Source organism: Allobosea sp. Root381, assembly GCF_001429395.1.
Classification (GTDB): Bacteria; Pseudomonadota; Alphaproteobacteria; order Rhizobiales; family Beijerinckiaceae; genus Allobosea.
Genome location: NZ_LMJT01000001.1, coordinates 75,264 through 95,243, shown reverse-complemented (window position 1 = coordinate 95,243; position 19,980 = coordinate 75,264). Strand labels below are relative to the sequence as shown.

At 68.0% G+C, this 19,980-nt stretch carries 21 protein-coding genes; 7 read left to right on the top strand and 14 right to left on the bottom strand.

Going from position 1 to position 19,980, the window contains the following annotated elements:
- Window positions 1-58: 58 nt before the first annotated feature.
- The gene (locus ASE63_RS00460) at window positions 59-739 is read right to left on the bottom strand and encodes a hypothetical protein (protein WP_056794922.1); all 681 of its coding nucleotides are present in this window, start codon (window positions 737-739) and stop codon (window positions 59-61) included.
- A 284-nt stretch (window positions 740-1,023) separates the two neighbouring features.
- On the opposite strand from ASE63_RS00460, the gene ASE63_RS00455 reads away from it, so the two are divergent.
- The 4 genes from ASE63_RS00455 to ASE63_RS00440 all read left to right on the top strand — a co-directional run bounded on the left by ASE63_RS00455 (window position 1,024) and on the right by ASE63_RS00440 (window position 4,721).
- Window positions 1,024-2,253, top strand: coding sequence for an MFS transporter (locus tag ASE63_RS00455; protein WP_056794921.1), 1,230 nt, complete (start codon window positions 1,024-1,026; stop codon window positions 2,251-2,253).
- 163 nt (window positions 2,254-2,416) lie between these two features.
- Window positions 2,417-3,190, top strand: coding sequence for a transporter substrate-binding domain-containing protein (locus tag ASE63_RS00450; RefSeq protein ID WP_056794918.1), 774 nt, complete (start codon window positions 2,417-2,419; stop codon window positions 3,188-3,190).
- 89 nt (window positions 3,191-3,279) lie between these two features.
- Window positions 3,280-4,008 (top strand): ABC transporter permease subunit, encoded by a 729-nt coding sequence (locus ASE63_RS00445; protein WP_056794916.1) that lies wholly within the window; start codon window positions 3,280-3,282, stop codon window positions 4,006-4,008.
- A complete protein-coding gene (locus tag ASE63_RS00440; protein WP_056794914.1) occupies window positions 4,005-4,721 on the top strand; it encodes an ABC transporter permease in 717 nt (238 codons plus the stop codon). Before ASE63_RS00445 ends, ASE63_RS00440 begins: the two co-directional genes overlap by 4 nt.
- A gap of 8 nt (window positions 4,722-4,729) precedes the next feature.
- On the opposite strand, the gene map is transcribed toward ASE63_RS00440, so the two are convergent.
- Window positions 4,730-5,479 (bottom strand): type I methionyl aminopeptidase, encoded by a 750-nt coding sequence (gene map / locus ASE63_RS00435; protein ID WP_056794912.1) that lies wholly within the window; start codon window positions 5,477-5,479, stop codon window positions 4,730-4,732.
- Between the two features lie 81 nt (window positions 5,480-5,560).
- On the opposite strand from map, the gene ASE63_RS00430 reads away from it, so the two are divergent.
- A complete protein-coding gene (locus ASE63_RS00430) occupies window positions 5,561-6,472 on the top strand; it encodes an NAD(P)-dependent oxidoreductase (protein ID WP_280137428.1) in 912 nt (303 codons plus the stop codon).
- Between the two features lie 30 nt (window positions 6,473-6,502).
- On the opposite strand, the gene ASE63_RS00425 is transcribed toward ASE63_RS00430, so the two are convergent.
- Genes ASE63_RS00425 through solA form a run of 3 tightly spaced genes read right to left on the bottom strand, consistent with a single transcriptional unit; the run spans window position 6,503 to window position 9,749 of the window.
- The gene (locus tag ASE63_RS00425) at window positions 6,503-7,690 is read right to left on the bottom strand and encodes a multidrug effflux MFS transporter (protein ID WP_056794909.1); all 1,188 of its coding nucleotides are present in this window, start codon (window positions 7,688-7,690) and stop codon (window positions 6,503-6,505) included.
- The gene (locus tag ASE63_RS00420; protein WP_056794906.1) at window positions 7,687-8,589 is read right to left on the bottom strand and encodes a DMT family transporter; all 903 of its coding nucleotides are present in this window, start codon (window positions 8,587-8,589) and stop codon (window positions 7,687-7,689) included. Before ASE63_RS00420 ends, ASE63_RS00425 begins: the two co-directional genes overlap by 4 nt.
- Before the next feature lie 20 nt (window positions 8,590-8,609).
- A complete protein-coding gene (solA, locus tag ASE63_RS00415; RefSeq protein WP_056794902.1) occupies window positions 8,610-9,749 on the bottom strand; it encodes an N-methyl-L-tryptophan oxidase in 1,140 nt (379 codons plus the stop codon).
- Window positions 9,750-10,023: 274 nt separating this feature from the next.
- On the opposite strand from solA, the gene ASE63_RS00410 reads away from it, so the two are divergent.
- Window positions 10,024-11,724 carry a methyl-accepting chemotaxis protein gene (locus ASE63_RS00410; protein ID WP_162261698.1) on the top strand — a complete coding sequence of 567 codons (1,701 nt, stop codon included), beginning with the start codon at window positions 10,024-10,026 and terminating at the stop codon, window positions 11,722-11,724.
- A 9-nt stretch (window positions 11,725-11,733) separates the two neighbouring features.
- Here ASE63_RS00410 and ASE63_RS00405 read toward each other — a convergent pair whose 3' ends face one another.
- The 4 genes from ASE63_RS00405 to moaA form a co-directional block, all read right to left on the bottom strand.
- Window positions 11,734-12,498, bottom strand: coding sequence for a hypothetical protein (locus tag ASE63_RS00405; protein WP_056794898.1), 765 nt, complete (start codon window positions 12,496-12,498; stop codon window positions 11,734-11,736).
- Window positions 12,499-12,537: 39 nt separating this feature from the next.
- The gene (locus ASE63_RS00400; protein ID WP_056794894.1) at window positions 12,538-13,998 is read right to left on the bottom strand and encodes a hypothetical protein; all 1,461 of its coding nucleotides are present in this window, start codon (window positions 13,996-13,998) and stop codon (window positions 12,538-12,540) included.
- Window positions 13,988-14,563, bottom strand: a complete 576-nt coding sequence (locus ASE63_RS00395; RefSeq protein ID WP_156410128.1) for a hypothetical protein — start codon at window positions 14,561-14,563, stop codon at window positions 13,988-13,990. The genes ASE63_RS00400 and ASE63_RS00395 overlap by 11 nt, the downstream gene beginning before the upstream one ends.
- A 127-nt stretch (window positions 14,564-14,690) precedes the next feature.
- Complete coding sequence (moaA, locus tag ASE63_RS00390) at window positions 14,691-15,704, bottom strand: GTP 3',8-cyclase MoaA (RefSeq protein WP_244491260.1); 1,014 nt, start codon at window positions 15,702-15,704, stop codon at window positions 14,691-14,693.
- Between the two features lie 184 nt (window positions 15,705-15,888).
- On the opposite strand from moaA, the gene ASE63_RS00385 reads away from it, so the two are divergent.
- On the top strand, window positions 15,889-16,257 hold the full coding sequence (locus ASE63_RS00385; RefSeq protein WP_056794889.1) for a DUF971 domain-containing protein: 369 nt from the start codon (window positions 15,889-15,891) through the stop codon (window positions 16,255-16,257).
- Between the two features lie 25 nt (window positions 16,258-16,282).
- On the opposite strand, the gene ASE63_RS00380 is transcribed toward ASE63_RS00385, so the two are convergent.
- The 5 genes from ASE63_RS00380 to ASE63_RS00360 all read right to left on the bottom strand — a co-directional run bounded on the left by ASE63_RS00380 (window position 16,283) and on the right by ASE63_RS00360 (window position 19,979).
- A complete protein-coding gene (locus ASE63_RS00380; protein WP_082609529.1) occupies window positions 16,283-16,687 on the bottom strand; it encodes an AtzH-like domain-containing protein in 405 nt (134 codons plus the stop codon).
- Window positions 16,684-17,856: an amidase gene (locus ASE63_RS00375; protein ID WP_082609611.1), complete on the bottom strand. Its 1,173-nt coding sequence runs from the start codon at window positions 17,854-17,856 to the stop codon at window positions 16,684-16,686. Before ASE63_RS00375 ends, ASE63_RS00380 begins: the two co-directional genes overlap by 4 nt.
- A 128-nt stretch (window positions 17,857-17,984) precedes the next feature.
- Window positions 17,985-18,626, bottom strand: coding sequence for a L,D-transpeptidase (locus ASE63_RS00370; protein WP_244491233.1), 642 nt, complete (start codon window positions 18,624-18,626; stop codon window positions 17,985-17,987).
- 242 nt (window positions 18,627-18,868) lie between these two features.
- Entirely contained in the window at window positions 18,869-19,105 is a 237-nt protein-coding gene (locus tag ASE63_RS00365; RefSeq protein ID WP_156410127.1) for a hypothetical protein, read from the bottom strand.
- 154 nt (window positions 19,106-19,259) lie between these two features.
- Window positions 19,260-19,979, bottom strand: coding sequence for an SURF1 family protein (locus ASE63_RS00360; protein ID WP_244491259.1), 720 nt, complete (start codon window positions 19,977-19,979; stop codon window positions 19,260-19,262).
- Window position 19,980 lies beyond the last annotated feature (1 nt).

Sequence of the window (19,980 nt, the reverse complement as noted above, 5' to 3'; positions counted from 1 at the left end):
GTTGTGCTGCGAAGTGCCGAGCGGCTCACCCGGGCCGCCTTCGCGATGCCAGAGCGGATCAGGACCGGCGCGCCAGCCAGATCACGTGCCGCGCGCCGCTGCGGCCACGATGCGCGCGCACCATCACCTCCTCGACCGCGAAGCCCGACCGCTTCAGGCGCTGCGTGAAGCTGCGGTCCGGCCCCTGCGACCAGACCGCCAGCACGCCGCCCGGCCGCAGCCCCGCCTTTGCCAGTCCGAGGCCGCCCTGGTCATAGAGCCGGTCGTTGGCGGCGACGGTCAGCGCTTCCGGGCCGTTGTCGACATCGAGAAGGATCGCATCGTAGCCGCCGGCATTCTCCGCGATGACCTGCGCGACGTCCCGCTCCGTCACGGTGACGCGAGGGTCGTCCAGGCTGCCGGCGAAGAGCTCGGCCATCGGCCCGCGAGCCCAGGCGACGACGGCGGGAACGAGTTCGGCCACCGTGATCCGTGCGCCGGGGCCGAAGCTCGCCAGCGCCGCCCGCAGCGTGAAGCCCATGCCGAGCCCGCCGATCAGTATCCGCGGATCCGTCCGCCCCGCGAGCCGCGCGGCGACCAGTGTCGCCAGCGCCTCCTCCGAGCCGCTGAGGCGGCTGTTCATCAATTCGATCGACCCGAGCCTGATCGAGAATTCGGCGCCGCGGCGCTTCAGCCGCAATTCGCGGTCGGGGCCGCGGCCGGGCAGGGTTGCGGTGTCGAGGTGAATCCAGGGGATCATCGGCGGTCTTTAGCAGGATCTGCGAGGGCGTGCGCGGCTTCTAGCTGATCGGGCCGAACACGGCATTCGCTCTGATGATCCAGGCCTTTGATCTCGCATCGACTTTTCCCGGGAGCCGCATGCCGCTTTTCGAGCCGATGCTTTATAAGCGTTGCGCGCCATCCATGCATACAAATCATGTCGACGCTCCTCACGCCGTGTTGATCCGACGGAGAATGCATGGCTATGGCATTATGCTGCGGTGCAGTGTTTTTTGCTGCGGTGCCATAGAAGATCGAAGAGCCATGACCATTGCGACCGACGCCGGGACTTGTGGAGCGCATGCCGAGGCGGCGGCCGAGCGGCCGGGCGCCCATGTCGGGCTCGTCCTGTTCGCTCTGGCGATGGGCGGCTTCGCCATCGGCACCGCCGAATTCGCGGTGATGAGCCTCGTCCCCTATTTCTCGGTCGGGCTCGGCATCGACGAGCCGACGGCGGGCCATGTCATCAGCGCCTATGCGCTGGGCGTCGTCGTGGGCGCGCCGATCATCGCCGTGCTGGCGGCGAGGGTTGCCCGCCATACCCTGCTGATCGGGCTGATGGCGGTCTTCGCCGTCGCCAACCTGCTCAGCGCGCTCGCCCCGAGTTATGGCTGGATGCTGGTCTTCCGCTTCTTCAGCGGCCTGCCGCACGGCGCGTATTTCGGCGTGGCGGCGCTGGTCGCGGCCTCGCTCTCGCCGCCGAATCGGCGTGCGCAGGCGGTGGCGCGGGTGATGCTCGGGCTCACAGTCGCGACCATCATCGGCGTCCCCTTCGCCAACTGGATGGGGCAGGCGCTGGGCTGGCGCTGGGGTTTCGGCATCGTCGCGCTGCTCGCGCTGGTCACGGTGCTGCTGGTCTTCGCCTATGCGCCTCGCGACAAGGTCCAGCCGGGCGCGAGCCCCCTGCGCGAGCTCGGCGCGCTCGGCCGCCGCCAGGTCTGGCTGACGCTGGGCATCGGCGCCATCGGCTTCGGCGGCATGTTCGCCGTTTACACCTATGTCGCCTCGACGCTGATGGAGGTCACGCTGGTCTCGCCGGCGGTAGTCCCGGTCATCCTTTGCGTCTTCGGCCTGGGGCTGACCGCCGGCACGCTGGTCGGAGCCTGGCTGGCCGACCGCGCGCTGATGCCGGCGATCGGCGGGATGCTGCTCTGGACCGCCTGCGCACTCGCCATCTTTCCCTTCGCCACCGGCAATATCTGGGCGGTCGGTGCCGTAATCTTCCTGATCGGCACCAGCGGCGGCCTCGGCCCGATGCTGCAGACAAGGTTGATGGACGTGGCAGAGGAGGCGCAGACGCTCGCAGCGGCGCTCAACCACAGCGCCTTCAACGCCGCCAATGCGCTTGGCCCCTGGCTCGGCGGCATGGCGATCGCGGCGGGCTATGGTTGGTCGTCGACCGGCTGGGTCGGTAGCGCGCTGGCGCTGGGCGGCTTCGCGATCTGGGTCGTCGCGGTGCTCGACGACCGCTTGGCCCGCGCCGGCTCCCGCTGACAGCCCCGGCGCAGCTCTGTCGCTGCTGCCGAAGAATTCGCCATGGCGGCAGCCATATGCGCCTAATCTCCGCTTGCGGCCAGTGCGCGGCATCGCACAATCTGCGGGCAGAGTCGGACGGGAGAAGAGGGAATGCCCGCCGGCCGAACCTAGTGGAGGTCCTATGAACGGTTTCGCGCGATTCATCGCCACTGCGTTGTTGACGGCAGTCGGCGCCTCCGGTGCCCTGGCGCAGGCCAAGGAGTGGAAGGAGATCCGGATCGGCACCGAAGGCGCCTATCCGCCGTACAACAACCTCAATGCCAAGAAGGAGCTGGAGGGCTTCGAGATCGATCTCGGCAACCTGCTCTGCGAGAAGATGAAGGTGAAATGCACCTGGGTGGTGCAGGATTGGGACGGCATCATCCCGGCCCTGCAGGCCAATAAGTACGACGTCATCTTCGCCGGCATGAACGCCACCGACGAGCGCAGGAAGCAGGTCGATTTCACCGCCGTCTACAGCAAGACCCCGATCTGGGCGGTCGGCCCGAAGAACACCAAATCGGACGACATCTCGCCGGCTGCGCTCAAGGGCAAGACGATCGGCACCCAGAGCTCGACCATCCACGCCAACTATCTCGAGAAGTTCTACAAGGATTCCGACATCCGCCTGTACCCGACGCAGGAGGAGGCCAATCTCGACCTGATCAACGGCCGGCTCGACTACAACGTCGCCGATGCCCTGGCGCTCGCCGATTTCCTCAGGGGCCAGGGCAAGGATTGCTGCCGCAGGATCGCCGAGGTCAAGCGCGATGATGCCATCCATGGTGCCGGCGTGGCGGGCGCAGTGCGCAAGTCGGATACGGCGCTGAAGGAGCTGATCAACAAGGCGATCGCCGAGGCCATCGCCGACGGCTCGCACAAGAAGCTCGAGGACAAGTGGTTCAAATACGACTGATCCGAGCCGTCTCGTGATCCGCTCGTCCTGAACCCGTCGGCCGGCCCGTCCGGGCCGGCTGCGTTCGCCCCTCCCGCATCGGCGGCGCCATGCTCGAAAAATTCGCCCTGCTCGGCTTCGGGCCCGGTGGCTGGGGCTGGGCCCTGCTGCAGGGCGCCTCCATCACGATCTCGATCGCACTCGCGACGCTGCCCTTCGGGCTGGCGCTCGGTCTGGCGATCGCTCTCGCCAAGCGTTCGGAGAAGGCCTGGCTGCGCCGGCTGGCGACGATCTACACCACGGTGTTCCGTGGCGTGCCGGAGCTGCTGACACTCTACATCGTCTATTTCGGCGTCCAGATCCTGCTGCAGCAACTTTGGGTGAAGCTCGGCCTGGCGGGCTCCTTCAGCATGCCGCCATTCGTCGCCGGGATGATCGCGCTCGGGATGGTGCTCTCCGCCTTTTCCAGCGAGGTCTGGATGGGCGCGCTCAATTCGATCCAGCCCGGCCAGCGCGAGGCTGCAGCGGCGCTGGGCCTGAGCAAGGCGCAGGCCTTCCGGCTCGTCGTCTTCCCGCAACTGATGCGCGTGGCGCTGCCGGGGCTCGGCAACAACTGGATGGTGCTGCTCAAGGAGACCTCGCTGGTCTCGGTGATCACGCTGCCCGACATCATGTTCATTACCACCCGCGCCAATGTCGTGACCAAGGAGCCCTTCCTGTTCTTCGGCGCGGCGATGGCGATCTACCTGTTCTTCTCGCTGATCTCGGCCTGGAGCATCGGCCGGCTCGAAGCCCGCGCCAATCGCGGCTATGCCGCCTTCGGGGGCGCGACGCGATGAACTGGTGCGAGTATCCGGGCTACATCGTCGGCAGCGAGGTTTTCCAGAACTACGGCTGCCGCATGTTCAGCGGCCTGTGGATCACCTTCCAGCTCGTCGCGATCTCGGTGACGATCGGCTTCGCGCTGGCCGTCGGCCTGGCGGTTGCGCGGCTTTATGGGCCGCGCTGGGCGCAGGTCGCGATCAACGGCTACACCACCTTCTTCCGCGGCACGCCGCTGCTCTGCCAGCTCTTCCTGGTCTATTACGGGCTCGGCCAGTTCCGGCTGTTCTGGCAGGATGCCGGGCTGTGGTGGTTCTTCCGCGAGCCGTTCTACTGTGCGCTGCTGACCTTCACCATCAACACGGCGGCCTATCAGGCCGAGATCCTGCGCGGTGCCATCCAGTCGATCCCGCGCGGGCAGTTCGAGGGTGCGCTGTCGCTCGGCCTGCACCGCTGGGCGAGCCTGCGCCTCGTCATCATGCCTCAGGCGATGATCCTGGCGCTGCGTCCGCTCGGCAACGAGCTGATCGTGATGATCAAGTCGAGCGCCATTGCCTCGCTGGTGACGCTGTTCGACCTGATGGGCGCGACGCGGCTCGCCTTCGCCCGCTCCTTCGACATCTCGATCTATCTCTACGCCGCGCTGATCTACCTTGCCGTGGTCGAGGTGGTGCGGCGCGTCTGGGACCGGCTGGAACTGCGCCTGACGCGGCACATGGCGCTGCGCTGAGCCTGGCTTCAGCCCGGCAGGGTCAGGATCAGCGGCCCCTGCGCGGTTGCGACCACGGTGTGCTCGTATTGCACGGTGGGCGCACGCGGCTCGCTGTAGAGCGTCCACGGGTCGTCGCCGTCCTCTGCCCAGGCCGCGCCGAGCGAGAGGAACGGCTCCACGGTGAACACCAGTCCCTTCTCCATCCGGCGACGCTCGCCGCGGTCCGGCCATGTCGCGAGCTCGGTCGGCTCCTCATGGAGCGAGCGGCCGACGCCGTGGCTCGCGAGATTGCGCACGAGCGTATAGCCGTTCTTGGCCGCGAAGCGGCCGATCGCCTGCCCGATACCGGCCATCGGCCTGTCGGCTCCCACCTGGCCGAGCCCGGCGAAGAGCGCGCGGCGGCCGTCGCGGCATAGCCGCGCCGTCCTGGCCGAGACCGGAGGAACGCCGAAGGACGCGCCGGTATCGGCGAAGAAGCCGTTCTTCTCGGCGGAGACGTCGATATTGACGAGGTCGCCGGCCTCGATCCGGCGCGGGCCGGGAATGCCGTGGGCGATCTCCTCGTTCACGCTGATGCAGGTCGCGCCGGGAAAGCCATAGGCCAGCTCGGGCGCTGGCTGCGCGCCCTCGCGTTCGAGCAGCGCGCGGCCGATGTCGTCGAGTTCCGCCGTGGTGATGCCGGGCTCCAGCGCCTTGGCCATCGCCGCGAGCGCGTTGGCGACGATGCGCCCCGTCTCGCGCAAGCCCGCCAGTTCGTCTTCGTTCGATATCGTCATGGTACAGGACGTAGTCTCTTGGGCCCCGGCCGGCAATCGTTGCGGCGACGCAGAGAGGCGGCGTGGCTTTCCACCCGGGCGATGGCAGGCTACATCGGCCAGGCAGCGCAAGCGGGAGAGCATCGCATGGCAAAGGTCGCCTTCATTGGTCTGGGTGTCATGGGCTATCCCATGGCGGGGCATCTCAAGGCCAAGGGCCACGAGGTCACGGTCTACAACCGCAACCCGACGAAGGCGCAGGCCTGGGTCTCCCAGCATGCCGGCATCTCGGCGCCGACCCCGGCCGATGCGGCGCAGGGCCAGGAGATCGTCTTCGCCTGCGTCGGCAATGACGACGATCTGCGCTCGGTGACGCTGGGCGAGCAGGGCGCTTTCGCCGGCATGGCCAAGGGCGCGCTCTTCGTCGATCACACCACGGCTTCCGCCAATGTCGCCCGCGAGCTGGATGCAGCCGCGAAGGCCGCCGGCTTCGGCTTCGTCGATGCGCCCGTCTCGGGCGGGCAGGCCGGCGCCGAGAACGGCGTGCTGACCGTGATGTGCGGCGGCGGGCAGGCGGACTACGCCCGAGCCGAGCCGGTGATCGCGGCTTACGCCCGCATGTGCAAGCTGATGGGCCCGGCCGGCTCCGGCCAGCTCACCAAGATGGTCAACCAGATCTGCATCGCTGGCCTCGTCCAGGCGCTCTCCGAGGGCATCCATTTCGCCAAGCGTTCCGGGCTCGATGTCGAGGCGATGCTGGAGGTGATCTCGAAGGGCGCGGCCGGTTCCTGGCAGATGGAGAACCGCGGCAAGACCATGAATGTCGGGAAGTTCGACTATGGCTTCGCCGTCGACTGGATGCGCAAGGACCTCGCCATCGTGCTGGACGAGGCTCGCAGCAACGGCGCGCAACTGCCCGTCACCGCGCTGGTCGACCAGTTCTATGCCGAGGTCCAGAAGCTCGGTGGCAAGCGCTGGGACACGTCGAGCCTGCTCGTTCGCCTCGAGGACTGAAGGCCTGCCGCAAGGCGCGGTCGGTTCGCGTCAGCGGCCGACCCGCGCGCGCCGGCCGAGTTCGACCGCGATCAGTCCGATCGTGGTCAGAACCCACATCATCACGACGAGCGACATCGGCCATATCGTCACCAGCCAGCTGATCGCGACCGTCATCAGGGCGCTGAAGCCGAGCTGGATCGCGCCCATCAGGCCGGAAGCCGAGCCGGCGAGCTCCGGCCGGGCCGACAGGGCTTCGGCCGTCGAGCCGGGAATGGTCATGCCGTTGCCGAAGGCGTTGAGCGCGAGTGGCAGGAACAGCATCAGCGGCGACCAGTCCGCCCGTAGCGCCAGCGGCACCGCGATCGTCATTGCGATGAAGGAGATCACCAGCCCGAGATGGACCATGCGCGGCGCGCCGAGGCGCCTCACCAGCCGTGCCATGGCGAAGTTTCCGGCCATGTAGCCGAGCGCGTTCAGGATGAAATAGCTGCCATAGACGTCGCTCCCGCGCCCCATCGTCTCGACGACGATGAAGGGCGCCGCCGCAATGAAGGCGAAGAAGGCGGACGCGCTGGTGGTGACCGCGGTGACGTTGAGCAGGAAGCCACGGTGGGCGATGAGCTGCGGGAAGGCGCGGAAGACGCCGAGCAGCGGCGTCTTCTGCCCGAGATTGGGGGCGGTCTCCGGCAGCCCTGCCATCGTCATCACCAGCACGAGCGTGCCGACGACGGTCATGAACCAGAGGATCATGCGCCAGCCGAACAGGGTTTCGATCTGGCCGCCGAGCCAGGGCGCGACCATCGGCGCCACCACCATCACCATGGTCACGGTGGCGATCTGGCCTGCGGCCTCGTCGCGGCTCGCCGTGTCGCGGATGATCGCGCGAGAGAGCGCGAAGACCGAGCCGGAGCCGGCGCCTTCGAGGATGCGCGCCAGCAGCAGCATCTCGATCGAGGGCGCCAGCGCGCCCAGCGTCGAGCCTGCGACGAACAGCACGATGCCGGCGATGACGCAGGGCCGCCGGCCATAGCGGTCGGAGAGCGGCCCGCTGACCAGCTGCGTCAGCGCCACCGCCACCAGGAACAGCGTCAGCGTGAGCTGGATCGCCGCATAGCTCGAGCCGAAATGGCGCGAGAGCGCTGGAGTGGCCGGGGCGAGCAGGTTCAGCGCGATCGGCTGCAGCACCGACATCGCGACCAGCACCGTCAGGGTGGGCTTGGAGGCGATGTGGGTCATGAGGGCGAGCGGTCCAGGGGCTTGAGCCTGGAATCGGCCAGCATGCGCTGCCGGTGCATGGTGTAGAGCCCGCTTCCGACGATCAACGCGATGCCGAGCCCGGCGATCGGGTCGGGCACATGGCCCCAGACCAGATAGCCGACGATGACGGCGAGAATGACGACCGAGTAGCGATAGCCCGAGACGACGCCGACATCGGTGTTGCGGTAGGCGCTGATAATGCAGAGGCTTCCGCCAGCGAGCAATGTCGCGGCGGCGGCGAGATAGAGCGTCTCGTGCCGCCAGACCGGCTGCCAGACCTCGAAGACGCCGAAGCACAGCGCAACGAAGCCGACGATCGCCGTCGTCATCAGCGCGATCACGGTCGACGGGATTTCATTGCCGATGCGGCGCGTCAGCAGGTCGCGACAGGCGGCGAGCGTGGCGCTGGCGAGCGCGGCCAGGGCCGCGACGTCGAAGGACTCGGTTCCCGGCCGCAGCACCACGAGGACGCCGCAGAAGCCGACGAAGATCGCGACCGTGCGCCGCCAGCCCACGCTCTCGATTCGAAGCACGACCGCAAGGACCACGATGATGATCGGCGCGGCCAGCAGGATCGCCGTCACATCGGCCAGCGGCAGCATCTTCAGCGACCAGATGAACGTCAGCGTTACGGCGGCGTCGATCAGCCCGCGCGCCAGAACGATCGGCCGCAGCGCGAGCGGGAGCTTGCGCGTCTCCTTGAAGGCGATCACGAGACCGAGCGAGGCCAGGAGCGCGAAGGCGGTGCGCAGCGCAATCGCCTGGCCGGCCGGATAGACCTCGCGCGCGAGCTTCATCAGCGCGTCGTTGCAGACGAAGAACGTCATAGCGGCCAGCATGGCGAGGATGCCGCGGCGGTTTTGTTCGAAGCTGGCCACGGCGTCTTCCGGTCAGGGCTTCAGGCGGCGAAGCGGCTGAGCGAGAAGGGTCGCAGGTCGAAGCCGGAGTGGCCCGAGGTCGAAAGGTCCGCCAGGATCTCGCCGATGGCGCTGGCGAACTTGAAGCCGTGGCCGGAGCAGCATGAGGCGAAGACCGCCTGCGGCACGCCGGGGACGCTGTCGATGATGAAATCGTCGTCCGGGGTCACGCTGTAGACGCAGCCCTTCAGCGTCAGCGGCTCGCCCGCGGCGTCCGGGATGTAGCGCGCCAGGCATTCGCGGATCAGCGCGACCTGCTTGGGGCTCGGCGTTCGGTCGTCCTCGCGCGGATCCATCGGTTCGCGCCCGAAATGCGGCCCGCCCAGCTTGAAACCGGGATGCTCATAGAGCGGGAAGCCGTAGAAATTGCCTTCCTCGACGCTGAGGATGAAGACCGGGAACACATCCGGACGGAACAGCTCCGGCCGGCGTGCCGTGAACCAGCCGATCGCCTGCCGCACGGTAGTGACCGTCTTCGCCAGCGCCGGAACCGCATCGGCGATCCAGCCGCCCGAGGTGATCACCAGCCGTCCGGCCGAGTATGTACCGCGTTCCGTGCGCACCGTGACGCCGCCATCGGCCGTCGGCGCCCAGTCGAGCATCGGCTCGTTGGTGCGGATCTCGGCCCCGCGCGCCTGCGCCAGCCCGACATGGGCATAGATCGCCTTCTCCGAGGCGACGAAGCCGCCATCCGGCTGCCACAGGCCGATATGGCCTTCCGGCAGCTGGAAAGTGGGGAAGCGCCGCGCGATCTCACGGCCGTCGAGCACTTCATGCGTCAGGCCGTGGTCGAGGCAGGATTGCAGGGAGGACTCGACAGGCCCGCTGTTTTTCGGTGCCAGATCGAGCGAGCCGGTCACATGCAGGAGCTGCATCCCGGCCTCGGCCCCGGTTTCCTGCCAGAGCTCATGCGCGCGCCGGACGATCGGCACATATTGCGAGCCCTCGAAATAGGCGAGCCGGATGATCCGGGTCAGCCCGTGCGAGGAGCCCATCGCATGGCCGAGGTCGAAACGCTCCAGTCCGAGAACCTTCAGCCCGCGCTTCGCCAGTTGCCAGCACGCAGCCGACCCCATGGCGCCGACACCGGCGACGATGACGTCGTAAATGTTGCTCGTCATGGCAGCCTCGCTGGGCGGGTCACGGCTGGGAGGATTGGGCCAAAGGCTCGCGGCGGGTATCGCGCGCCCTCGTTCCGGAGCCTTACAGGCGCTCCCTGCGTGGGTCCATGCCTGCCGGCGCCCGGTCCTCCTGCTTGCGGCGCAGTGGTCAGCTTTTCTTAACGATGTCGAACCATAAAGAGGCGACCAAACGTAATAGGGTGGGCTGATGCACCGTGGCGTTCGACGCTGGCTGAGCAGTCGAAGCCGCGCGGCTGCGGTCGAGCCCGCCGTGGTGGCGGAACCGGTCCCGGCTGCCGCTGCCGAGGTCGCCGATGCGGTAGCCGCCGCCGGCCGCGAGGCTGTAGGCGTGCTGGAGCAGGACGTGGTGGCGGCGATGCGCCGTCTCGCGACCGATCTCGCCAGTGCCGAGCAATTCTCTGCCGAATCCGAGGCGCGCGCCTGCGCCATCCATGCGAGCGTTCCCGCGATCAGGGCCGCGACCGCGACCGCCAGCGCCAATTCGGTTTCCCTCGTCTCTGCCTCGCAGCAGCTCGCAGACGCCGCCGACCAGATCGGCTCGTCGATGAGCCATGCACAGGAGCGGCTCGACGCCGCCGCCACCCGCGCCGGCGAAGCGACCGAGATGATGGGCGGGCTCGCGGTCGCGACGACTGAGATCCGCAGCATCGTCGACTCGATCGCCGAGATCGCGCGCCAGACCAACCTGCTGGCTCTGAATGCCTCCATCGAAGCGGCCCGGGCGGGCGAGGCGGGGCGCGGCTTCGGCGTCGTTGCCCAGGAGGTCAAGCTGCTCTCCGTCGAGGTGCGCGAAGCGGTGGAGCATGTCCGCCGCCGGGTCGACCGGCTGACGCAGGCAGCCCATGGCTCCGCCCTCATCGTCACCGACGCCTTGCAGATGGTCCGCGAGGTCAATCCGGTGATTGCCGCAATCGGCGACGCCGCGCAGGAGCAGGCCGCGGCGACGGCCGAACTCTCGCGCAACGCCGGTGCGACGGCGCGTTTTGTCGATACCGTCGTGCAGCATGTCGACGAGATCGATCGAGCGGCGCTGTCCGCAGCCACCGAAAGCGCCAATGCCCGCCGGGCGGCCTCCAAGGGCGCCAGCCAGGCCGGCGGCATGCTGCGCCGCTTCATCCCGACGATGCGGCATTCGTCCTTCGCCGACCGGCGCACGCATGATCGCTTCCCGGTCGAGCATCGTGTGCGAGTGCAACTCGGCGGCGTCGATATCGTCAGCCGGACGATCGACCTCAGCCGCGGCGGTGCCCTCTTGGCCAATCCCCAGGACCGCAAGCTGGAGCCAGGGCTTTCCGGCACGATCGAGATCGCCGATCTGCCGCCGCTGCCCTGCCGCATGACAGCGACAAGCGACCTTGGCCTGCACATGGCTTTCGATCGGGCGGCGCTCGACGAACTGCGGCTGCTCGACGGCCTGCTCGAGACCGTCGAGGGTTCCTACCGGCCGCTGATCGAGCGGGCGCAGGCCTTCGCCGCCGAGCTCTCCGCGCTGATGGCCGACGCACTGGCCCGCGGCCTCGTCAGCCAGGCCGATCTGTTCGACGTCGACTACGTCGCCTTGCCCGATACCGACCCTCAGCAATACGGCAACCGCGCCTTGTTGCTGCTCGAGCAGATCCTGCCGCGGGTGATGGCGGGCATGCTCGCAAGCGACCCGCGCCTGCTCTTCACGGTGCCGATCGACCGCAACGGCTATATCCCGGTCCACAACGCCGCCCAGGCCCTGCCGCAGCGCAGCGGCGATCCAGTCTGGAACGCCTCTCATGCCCGCAATCGGCGCATCTTCGACGACCGCGCCGGCATTGCTGCGGCACGCTCGGTGCGGCCTTTCCTCGTCCAGTCCTATCTGCGCGATATGGGCGGGGGCGTGACCGAGATGGTGCGCGAGGTCGATGCGCCGTTGCGGGTCGCCGGTCGCCACTGGGGCGGCGTGCGCATGGCCTACCGGATGTGAGGGCCGGCCCTACAGCCGCTCCCAGACGAAGGGTACGTTGAGGCCGCGCAACGTCTGCTGCCAGAGCGATCCGGCCTGTTCGAGGCGCTGCGGATCATAGACGCCCTGGACCTGGTGGACCTGCAGTTGCCAGCCCTTGGCGCCGGAATCCTGCCAGATCTTGCCGACGAGTCGCTTCAGCCGCTCCGGGTCGCGCGCGGCCTGGTTCGAGCCGAACACCGTGAACTGGCTCGAGTTCTGCAGCATGTCGGAAACCAGGACGAGGGCCTTGTCGCCGTCGCGCACGCGGGTTTCGGGCCGCGAGACGACATCGCCCACGGCTTCCGCGATCGGCGACAGGTTGCCCTTGGCGGGCTGCGACAGCACCGCCAGCGCCTCGTCGAGCGGGCGGCCGAATTTCTCGGTCCAGCGGACATATTCGCGGCGTGGATTGCCGATCAGCTCGCTCGCCGTGCGTCCGGGATTGCACAGCGAGAGCAGCGGCGGGAAGCCGGGCTCGAATGCGTCGTTGAAGACGTAGATCGACAGCATCCGCTCGGCCGGCAGTTCGTCGCCGATCTTCTTGACGAGCCGCTTCAGCCGCCCGGCCTGGACCTCGCTCCAGGGGTCGCTCTTGTCGACCAGAACCAGCGTATGCCCGACGGCACCGGTCTTGAGGCAGAGCGACTCGTCATCCCGCGGCGGCCCTCGCAACAGCGACGGCGCTGCAAAGAAACCGACCAGTGCGACGCCCGCCAGCACGGAGGCGACGATCGCCCAGCTCTCGCTCTTCATCTCTTGCTCTTCATCCTGCCGATGGGCCGCCTGCGCCGGTTAGCGCTGCATTGCGGCGAATTCCGCATTAGCTTGCTTGCGCGCCGCCTCGTCCTGCTCGAAGGCGTCGCGGCCGGCCTCGGCGGCGCGCGTCTTCAGCCGCTCGACCTCGCCGGCGAGATCGAGCCCGCGCACCAGTGCGAGACGCTCCCGGAGCTTCATCTCGACGAGGGGCGGCATATTGGCGAGCTGCCGCTCGTAATCGTCGATCAGGGCCCTGACCGCTCCATATTCGGGCAGCTCCGTCGGCTGGTCGATCTCGGCGACGTTCAGCGACTGCGAGAAATAGGCGGGCGGCATGTCCGTGCGCACGCGCAGATTGGCCTCGCGATACTGCATCAGCGCCGCATCCTTGGCGCTGCGCAGCTGCGCCAGCCGCGCGGCGTAGAGAGCCCGCGCCTGTTCCGCCGCGGCCTTCGAGCTCTGCAGCCGGGCGAGTTCGCGTGCGCAATCCTCGGTGAAGCCGCCGATCCCGGAGCGGATCGCCTCCAACTCGGGCAGCAGCGTGACATCGAGCCGGCGGCGCTCCTCCTCGACAGCGCTCCAGCGTTGCCGCCACCGCTTGTAGGCGGCGCCATGGCCGGGATAGCTGCCGAAGGCGGAATAGCCCTTCACTGCGGCGGCGAAGGCGACGATGCAGCCGATGAGCACCAATGCCGCCGATTTCAGCTCGGTGATGGCGAACGGGCTCTCCAGCACGCGCGGCAGCACCTGGAGCGAGCGCGAATCGGGCGAGGCGATCAGCATCTCGCGGTAATGCCCGACCGCGAGATTGAACCAGATGATCAGCGCGATCATGCCGGCATAGATCGGCAGCGCCCAGAACAGGTGCGAGGCGCGCACATGCTGGCAATAGCGCGCCGGCCACATGCCGACGAGGAAGCCCAGCGAGATATTGAGGGCCGAGATGATGACGGCCGTCGCCGCGCCGCCGACAAGCCCGAATTCGCTCGCCTCGGCGAAGAAGTTGCCGTTCAGCAGGCTCTCCAGCGCGAGCGGAACGACCAGAAACAGCATGATGAACTGCCATTTGTCGACCTTGGGGTCGGCCGTGCGGCGATGCGCGTAATTGAAGTACTCGTATTCGCGCTTGGCCTTGAGCGCGTCATACACCCGCTGTTCCAGTTCGCCGCCATGGCGGTTGAGCAGCGCCCGCATCGAGGCCTCGATCGAGCGGACCCGCCCCTCGTAGCGCTCCTGGGTGAACAGCTCGCGCCGCCCGGCGATCTCGGCATGCAGCGCGTTGAGCGCGACCGCCGCCTCCTGCCGGATCGCGCCGAAGATCTCGATGACGCGCGCCAGCAGCGTCAGTTCGGTCTGTGAGAGCAGGGCCGAATGCGGCGGCGGATTGTTCTCCAGCGCGTCGCTGGCGCCGCGATCCCCGGCCTGGACGAGTTCGGCCAAGTGATGGGCGGTGATCGGCGGCAGCGCGCCGCTGCCGTGGCGTGGTTCAGACGTCATGGGCGGCTCTCGCCAGGAAGTGCCGCGCTTCGACGACATCGGCATGGAAATCCCGGAAGCCGCGCCATGCCGGCCGGCGATAGGCCCGCTGGAACCAGCCGGTGATCGCGATCAGCATCGCGGCGATGCCGGTTGAAAACCAGGCCGTCACGGACAGCGCGGCGCCATCGGCCAGCGAGCCAGCCGCGCCGGCTGCCGCGAGGATCGTCGCGAGCGTCAGCAATGCCCCGGAGCGATGCCGGCCGGTATCATGGGCGAGCTGCAACACGGCCTCGATCCCCGCGAGAGCCACCACCGCACAGAGTTCGAGCAGGACAAGTCCGACGAGACCGGCCGCGATCCCGGCGCCAATGCCGCTCGGCGAAGCGGGGGCTAGGGTGACGAACACGAGGCGGGCCGACAGGCCGGCGAGGCTGGTGCAGCCCAGGACGAGCACCGCAAGGGCGATGGAGAGGAGCCGCAGCGACCGCCAGAGCTTCACGGCCATGATCGCCAGCCTGACGATGTGCGTCTCCCGCAGGAAGCGCCAGACGCCATCGGCGATCGACCTGAGCCGAATAAGCACGCCTCTGATCATCGAACGCCCGCAACGCTTGCCATAAAGGAACCGTTAAGGCTTTGCGGAAGCGCGTCAAGACACGTGCTTCGACACCGAGCCATCGTCCCCATGTCGAACCGAGGGGCAGGAGCGCTCAGCCGCCGGTGACGCTCATATGCCGCCCGACGGCCGGCTTGTTGCCGCGCCGGTCGATGATGAAGTCGTGGCCCTTGGGCTTGCGCGCGATCGCCTCTTCCATGGCACGGTGGAGCAGGGCGTCGTCGGCGGAGGCGCGGATCGGCGCGCGCAGATCGGCGGCGTCCTCCTGGCCGAGGCACATGTAGAGCGTGCCGGTGCAGGTCAGGCGCACGCGGTTGCAGCTCTCGCAGAAATTATGGGTCATCGGTGTGATGAAGCCGACGAGGCCGCCCGTCTCCTTGACGCGGACATAGCGCGCCGGCCCGCCCGTGCGATAGGGGTCCTCGACGAGGTTGTACTTGTCCATCAGCCGCGCCCGGACGATCGAGAGCGGCAGAAACTGGTCGATCCGCCCGGGCTCGATCTCGCCGAGCGGCATCACCTCGATCAGCGTCAGGTCCATGCCAAGGCCATGGGCCCAGGTCATCAGCCCCTCGATCTCGTCCTCGTTGACGCCCTTGAGAGCGACGGCGTTGATCTTGACCCGAAGCCCCGCCTTGCGCGCGGCCTCGATGCCGCCGAGCACCTTGCCGAGGTCGCCCCAGCGCGTGATCTTGCGGAACTTCGCGGCATCGAGCGTATCGAGCGAGACGTTGATGCGGCGCACCCCGTAATCTGCCAGCTCCTGCGCATAGCGGTCGAGCAGCGAGCCGTTGGTCGTCACGGTGAGCTCGTCCAGCGCGCCGGACACCAGATGCCGCGAAAGCGAGCGGAACAGGCTCATCACGTCGCGCCGGACCAGCGGCTCGCCGCCGGTGAGGCGCAGCTTGCGGGTGCCGCGCGCGACGAAGGCGGAAGCGACGCGGTCGATCTCCTCCAGAGTCAGCAGGTCGCGCTTCGGCAGGAAGGTCATGTCCTCGGACATGCAGTAGACGCAGCGGAAATCGCAGCGATCCGTCACGGAGATGCGCAGATAGGAGATATCGCGGCCGAACGGGTCCGTCAGCACGGGCCGCGTCAGCGGCTTGATCTCGTGCCGCGTCGTCTCTGGTGTGGTGCTGTCGAAAAGCACGGCCTGAATTCCGTCCCGGTCACGCTGAACGCCGCGCCCTTAAAACGGGCCGGCGCCATTGCCATCAAGGCAGGACATTGGCATTGCTGCGCCCAAGGTCAAGCGCAGCCTTGTCGCGGCCTCACCCTAGCGAGCCAAGCCCATGTCATCCTGGCCGACCGAAATCCGCCTCTCGAAGGACCGCCGGACCCTTCACGTCAGCTTCGATGACGGCGCGAGCCACGCGCTCTCCGCGGAACTGCTGCGTGTCGAGAGTCCGTCCGCCGAAGTCCAGGGCCACGGGCCGACGCAGAAGAAGACCGAGCCGGGCAAGGCCGAGGTCGAGATCCTTTCGGTCGAGCCGGTGGGTCACTATGCCGTGAAGCTCACCTTCGACGACATGCACGACACCGGTATCTTCGGCTGGGACTATCTGCGCGAGCTCGGCGAGACGGGCGAGGCGAAGATGCAGGCCTATCTCGACGCGCTGGCGGCGCAGGGCCTCTCGCGGGAGCCGCTGCGCCGAAGGTGAGCGGCTTTGGCCGCTCTCCACGGCCTCAATAGAGCGCTTCGTCGTTCATGGTCGAGACATGGGCCGCGATCACCTTCCAGCCGAGATCGGGGAATCGCACCCAGTTCTGGCTCTGCCGGCCGATCAGATCGCGCCCTCGCACCTTGAATTCCAGGTTTACCGTGGCGATGTCGCGCCCGAGCGTCAGGATTTCGAGCCTGATCCGCTTCTCCTTGATGCCCGGCCCTGGCGGGCGCCTGACGCGATGGCCGTGGATCTCGTCGAAGCCGTAGCCGTTCTCGTGCAGGGCGTAGCGGATCGTGTAGGGGCTGTTCCAGAAGGTCGCGTCGAGCACCTCGACGTTCTTGTCGACCAGGGCTTGCTCGTAAGCCTCGAACAGCGCCGCCACCTCGGCGACGATCTCGGGCAGGTTCGGCGTCAGGTCGGTCACGCGGCGTTCTCCATGGCTTGGGCAACGGCGACGAGCGCGGCATCCGTGCCGCGCCCGCCGATGATCGAGAGGCCGACCGGCGCGCCATCGACGGTCGCGCCGGGCAGGCTGACCTGCGGCGAGCCGGTCAGGCCCCCCTGTGCGCAAAGGCAGTTGATCCGGTCGCGCAGGGGTTGCAGGGCGGGGAGGGGCAGGCCGCGCTTCGGCGCCGGGAAGGGCGTGGTCGGCAAGCAAAGAATCGTGCCCGGCGGCAGCAGGTGGCGCAGCCTCGCGCGAGCTTCCTGCCGCATCAGCGAGGCCCAGCTTCTGTCGGCGGCCGGCATCTGCGCGCCGTTGAGCAGCCCGGCGACGACGCTGAACGCCATGCGCGGATTGGCGCTCTCGACCCAGGGCTGGAAGGTCGCCCACGCCTCGACCGGCTGCAGCGTGCGCTGGGCCTTCGACCAGACCGAAAGCCCCTGCGGCGCCATGATTTCCTCGCGCACCTCGCCGACGATCCCGGCCAGCCGCGCGACCATAGGCTGCAGCGCTTCCGCGACCTCCGGGTCGGCGAAGCCGAAGGCATCGACGGCGATCAGCAGTCGCGTCGGTAGCGGGCCGGGCTCCTCGCCGAGCATGACGGAGGAAACCCGGACAAAGGTCTCGGCGTCGCGCGCGAACCAGCCGGTGGTGTCGGAACTCGGCGCCTGCGGCATCATCCCGGTGACGTCGATGCGGCCATGGGTCGGGCGGATGCCGTAGAGGCCGCAGAAGCTCGAGGGCACGCGCACGGAGCCGCCCGTATCGGTGCCTAGCGCCGTGTCGCAGAGCCCGGCCGCGACTGCGGCGGCCGAGCCCGAGGAGGAGCCGCCGGGCACGCGGTCGGGCGCTGCGGGATTGGTCGGCGTGCCGTCGAAGGGGTTCTCGCCGAGGATGCCGAGCGAGACCTCGTCGGTGATGGTCTTGCCGACGAAATCCGCGCCGGCATCGAGCAAGGTCTGGACGGACCAGCCATGGCTCTCCGGCACGGGATTGAACTTCACCCAGTCATGGTTTCCGCCGCCTGTCGGCAGCCCCGCGACGTCGAAGAGGTCCTTGGCTGCGAAGCTCAGTCCCGCCAGCGGTCCGCCTGCTCGACCTGGGATTCTGACCCGCGGCCCGGGCACGAAGGCATTGACGACATCATCCACGTTCATTCTCGCAAGACAGTGACATGCTGCAGCGAGGGATACCGGCGCGGTCCGGCACAGGCAATGCAGCCGTCCGAAACGAGAAAAGCCGGCGTCGCCGCCGGCTTTCGTGCTGCTCGGAGATATCTTCAGCGTGCGACGACGACGCGGGTGCCGACTCTCACGCGCTCGTAGAGGTCGATGACGTCCTCGTTCAGCATGCGGATGCAGCCTGAGGAGACTGCCTGGCCGATCGTCTCCGGCTCGTTCGAACCGTGGATGCGGTAGAGCGTCGAACCGAGATAGAGCGCGCGCGCGCCCATCGGGTTTTCCGGGCCGCCGGGCATGAAGCGCGGCAGGTCGGGGCGGCGCTTGAGCATCTGCGCCGGCGGGGTCCAGGTCGGCCATTCCTGCTTGCGGGTGATCGTCTGGGCGCCGGCCCAGTCGAAGCCCGGGCGGCCGACGCCGACGCCGTAACGCATGGCCTTGCCATCGGGCATCACCAGGTAAAGGCGGCGCTCGCTCGTGTTGATCACGATCGTGCCGGGGCGGTGCTTGCCGTCATAGGAGACGATCTCGCGCGGGATTGCGGTCGCCTGTGCCTTCGCCGGATCCTCGTACTGGAAGAGCGGCTGGCGGGTCAGAGGGTCGATCTCGGCGCGGGCGGATGTCGCGAGCGCGAGCATGCCAAGGCCAGTGTAGATGGCCATACGGAAGGAGCGGTTCATCGGGACCTCGGGCAGGCGGGCGAAGGGGGCGCGGACACGAAGCTGACCAGAAAAAGTCAACATCTCCTCAATGTCCTGTCAGAGAGCCGTAAGCCGTGCAATCGAGCCGTCTTCACAACGATGCGACCATGCGGGCTTTCGCCGCGCCCGTTGCGCGGGTGCAACATGGCCGTTTGGAACGCGTGGAAGCTGCCGCGATTACGAGCGCCCGGGCCCGACGCGCCTGCCGCAGCTATGGCATCGCCATGGCTGCGGCGCTGGCGCTGCTTACCGCCAGGTGACGATGCAAGGCTTCAGGCCTGGAATCAGGCGCTGCGATCGGCGATGCCGAAATTGTCCTGCAATTGCTGGCGGCTCATGCAGCTGACGTCATAGGTCACTTCGCGACCCTTCAGCTCCAGCCGTTGCCCCAATTCCTTCGTCATCGATGCGGTGATCGCGTCGACACGCGCCTCGCAGGCCTCGACACTGGTGAACTGCGCGTCCGCAACGCGTGCGGTCGTGCAACTGGGCTCGCCCGTCACGCAGGCGAGGATGATCATGGTGAAAGCGTCCATCACCCCTCTTGAGCGATATGCGGTGGCTCCCCCAGCCGGAAAGAATGTAACCCGTCTGCGGCGCCTCGACAGTGTCGTCGGTGCCACGGGGCGGAACAATTTCAATTCCGGGCCGTTCGCGCGCGAAGATTTGCCGCCGTCAGCGCGAACCAGCGCCGCGCCGCAGCCGATATTCGCTCCGCAGCACCAAGAGAGCGCCGCCCGCGAGCATCAGCGCCAGCGTGAACCAGGTCACGGCATAGACCAGATGGCTGTTCGGAAAGCGCAGCACGGTGAGGCCGCCGATCGGGAACCCGCCCGCATTCGGCGTGGCGTCGGCGTCGACGAAATAGGGCGCGGCCCCCGCCAACTTGCGCGTTTCGGCAATCGCGGGGACGTCTCGCGAATGCCAGCGGTCCTTTGCCGGAGCGTTCGCGCGCAGGAAGCCGCCGCCGGGCTCGGATAGGCGCAAGAGTCCGGTGACGGTGACGTCGCCTTCCGGCAACCCCTCGCTTCGGCTTGTCCGCTCGCGCCGCTCGGACGGTACGAAGCCGCGATTGACCAGCACGGCGAAGCCGGCATCGGTCAGCATCGGTGTCAGCACCCAGAAGCCGCCGCCGCGCGCGGTCACGGCCTGCGTCAGCGTCTCGCGCTCGTGCTGGAAACGCCCCCGCAGGGCGACCCGGAGATATTCGTCCTCTTCGGCCCGCGCCCAGCGGTCCGGCCCGGGAGCGGCGACCGGCGCGGCATGGATTCGCGCCTCCACACGCTCGATCAGCGCCCGTTTCCACGCGAGGCGCTGCACCTGCCAGACACCGAGCCCGGCCAAGCCCACGATGCCGATCAGCGCGAGCAGGGTGGTGACGACAACGACGGGCAGC

Coding starts and splice junctions, on each gene's coding strand:
- ASE63_RS00440 (WP_056794914.1), top strand. CDS start 4,005: ATGAACTGGTGCGAGTATCCGGGCTACATCGTCGGCAGCGAGGTTTTC.
- ASE63_RS00385 (WP_056794889.1), top strand. CDS start 15,889: ATGTCATCCTGGCCGACCGAAATCCGCCTCTCGAAGGACCGCCGGACC.
- ASE63_RS00455 (WP_056794921.1), top strand. CDS start 1,024: ATGACCATTGCGACCGACGCCGGGACTTGTGGAGCGCATGCCGAGGCG.
- solA (WP_056794902.1), bottom strand. CDS start 9,749: ATGACGAGCAACATTTACGACGTCATCGTCGCCGGTGTCGGCGCCATG.
- map (WP_056794912.1), bottom strand. CDS start 5,479: ATGACGATATCGAACGAAGACGAACTGGCGGGCTTGCGCGAGACGGGG.
- ASE63_RS00405 (WP_056794898.1), bottom strand. CDS start 12,498: ATGAAGAGCGAGAGCTGGGCGATCGTCGCCTCCGTGCTGGCGGGCGTC.
- ASE63_RS00445 (WP_056794916.1), top strand. CDS start 3,280: ATGCTCGAAAAATTCGCCCTGCTCGGCTTCGGGCCCGGTGGCTGGGGC.
- ASE63_RS00430 (WP_280137428.1), top strand. CDS start 5,561: ATGGCAGGCTACATCGGCCAGGCAGCGCAAGCGGGAGAGCATCGCATG.
- ASE63_RS00365 (WP_156410127.1), bottom strand. CDS start 19,105: ATGATCATCCTCGCCTGCGTGACGGGCGAGCCCAGTTGCACGACCGCA.
- ASE63_RS00400 (WP_056794894.1), bottom strand. CDS start 13,998: ATGACGTCTGAACCACGCCACGGCAGCGGCGCGCTGCCGCCGATCACC.
- ASE63_RS00450 (WP_056794918.1), top strand. CDS start 2,417: ATGAACGGTTTCGCGCGATTCATCGCCACTGCGTTGTTGACGGCAGTC.
- ASE63_RS00425 (WP_056794909.1), bottom strand. CDS start 7,690: ATGACCCACATCGCCTCCAAGCCCACCCTGACGGTGCTGGTCGCGATG.
- ASE63_RS00460 (WP_056794922.1), bottom strand. CDS start 739: ATGATCCCCTGGATTCACCTCGACACCGCAACCCTGCCCGGCCGCGGC.
- ASE63_RS00370 (WP_244491233.1), bottom strand. CDS start 18,626: ATGTTGACTTTTTCTGGTCAGCTTCGTGTCCGCGCCCCCTTCGCCCGC.